This is a genomic window from Collinsella aerofaciens (assembly GCF_039752985.1).
Taxonomy (GTDB): Bacteria; Actinomycetota; Coriobacteriia; order Coriobacteriales; family Coriobacteriaceae; genus Collinsella; species Collinsella aerofaciens_BT.
In genome coordinates this window covers 1-1,987 of the sequence record NZ_JBDMHA010000127.1, presented here as the reverse complement: position 1 = coordinate 1,987, position 1,987 = coordinate 1, and the positions used below count along the sequence as shown (strand labels likewise).

At 58.7% G+C, this 1,987-nt stretch carries 2 protein-coding genes; both read right to left on the bottom strand.

What is annotated here, in order from left to right:
• On the bottom strand, positions 1 to 446 hold a 446-nt coding region (locus ABHR76_RS09960; RefSeq protein ID WP_346977640.1), incomplete at its 3' end, for an iron-containing alcohol dehydrogenase.
• Positions 447 to 525: 79 nt separating this feature from the next.
• Positions 526 to 1,749, bottom strand: a complete 1,224-nt coding sequence (locus ABHR76_RS09955; protein ID WP_035136916.1) for an iron-containing alcohol dehydrogenase — start codon at positions 1,747 to 1,749, stop codon at positions 526 to 528.
• Positions 1,750 to 1,987: the final 238 nt, after the last annotated feature.

Here is a 1,987-nt window from a genome sequence, read left to right as displayed (position 1 = left end):
ATGTTGGGGTTTGCCTTCAGGAAGAGGTACTTGTCGAACTGGCCGTCATCGGTATAGAGCACCGAAAGCGCCGAACACGGGGCGTCGGTCGAAGCAATGGTGGGACAAATGATAACCGGGGACTCCAGGTAATAGGCGACGGCCTTGGCGGTGTCGAGGATCTTGCCGCCACCGACGCCGACGATGATGTCGCAACCGTTGTCGCGGGCGAGCGCAACCAGGCGATCGACCTCGCCCTTGGAGCACTCGCCGTTAAAGTCCTCAAACAGCAGCTCGGCCTTAGCCTCGGCAAAACCGCCCTCGATCTTGGTGCCGACGCGCTTCTTGCCCGAAGGCGTCACGATGACGAGGGCCTTAGCGCCGAGCGGCTCAACGTAAGAGCCGAGCTTGGCCAGCTCGTCCGGGCCCTGGATGTACTTGCTGGGGCTATTGAAAATTGCAGCCATAACTATCCCATTCTCTAAAAAAAGAAAGGGACTCCGTACAGATACGTGCGGAGCCCCTCGTTACGATAACAAGAGTCGATTAGAAATCGATGTCGGTGTCGTAGTAGCAGGCCTTGAGGATCTTCTCGAAGTCGGCAGCCTTGGTCTCACGCGGGTTCTCCGGCGTGCAGGCGTCCTGCTCGGCGTTCGCGGCGATCTCGGGGAGCTTCGCGAGGAACTCCTCCTCGGAGACCATCTGCGGGTTCTCGGCGTCGACCTTCACGCCACCATTCGCGTAATCCTTGATGGACTGCGGAATGTTGAGCTGGTCGTTGAGGTCGCGAATCTTCTGGACGAGCGCAGCGATGAGCTCCTCGTTGGTCTCGCCGGGAAGGTGCAGGATCTCCTTGGCCACGTAAGCATAACGCTCGGCAGCACGCGGGTCCTTGGAGTTCCACTGGATGACCTTGCCCAGGTACATGGCGTTAGCAGCACCGTGGATGATGTGACCGTTCTCGAAGGCAGCACCGGTCTTGTGAGCCATGGAGTGAACGATGCCCAGCAGGCCCGAGGAGAAGGCGATACCGGCGATGCACTGAGCCTCGTGCATGTGCTGACGGGCCTCATGGTCGCCAGCATAGGACTTGGGCAGCCACTCGACGATCTCGCGGATGCCGTGCAGAGCGTTGGCGTCGGTGAACATAGAGGCGCAGGTGGAAACGTAGGCCTCCATGCAGTGGGTCAGAGCGTCCATGCCGGTATGAGCGCACAGCTTGGCGGGCATGGTGTAGGTGAGCTCGGGGTCGACGATGGCGACATCAGGGGTGATGTTGAAGTCGGCCAGCGGGTACTTGATGCCCTTGGCGTAGTCGGTAATGACGGAGAAGGCAGTAACCTCGGTAGCGGTACCGGAGGTGGAGGAAATGGCGCAGAAGTGAGCCTTCTGACGCAGCTCGGGGAAGCTGAACGGCTGGATGATGTTATCGAAGGACTCCTCGGGATACTCGTAGAAGACCCACATGGCCTTAGCGGCATCGATGGGCGAGCCGCCGCCGATGGCGATAATCCAGTCGGGCTCGAACTCGCGCATGGCCTCGGCGCCCTTCATGACCGTCTCGATGGACGGATCGGACTCGACGCCCTCGAACAGCTTGACCTCGAAACCGCCTTCCTTAAGGTCGGCCTCAACGTCCTGCAGGAACCCGCCGCGGCGCATAGAGCTGCCGCCAGAAACGATGATGGCCTTCTTGCCCTTGAGGTTCTTCACCTCGTGGCGAGCGCCCTCACCAAAGTACAGATCGCGAGGATTGGTAAAACGTCCCATACTGTGCCTCCTAAACAAGCCCCTCTTAGACTTGCGTATATAACGGAGCACCCGATTGGCTCCGTTAGGACCGTTTTGCGCGTTGCCGGCGATGACAATGCGCGATGTCTGAACGTCTCAACGCTCAGACAAGCACTATTTTACCGTTCTGGTTGGTCAGTTATTCACCTAAAGCCAACAATGATGAAACGTTTTTTCTATCCCTGAAGACCCTTGTGGGACATTCATACTCCCAAGC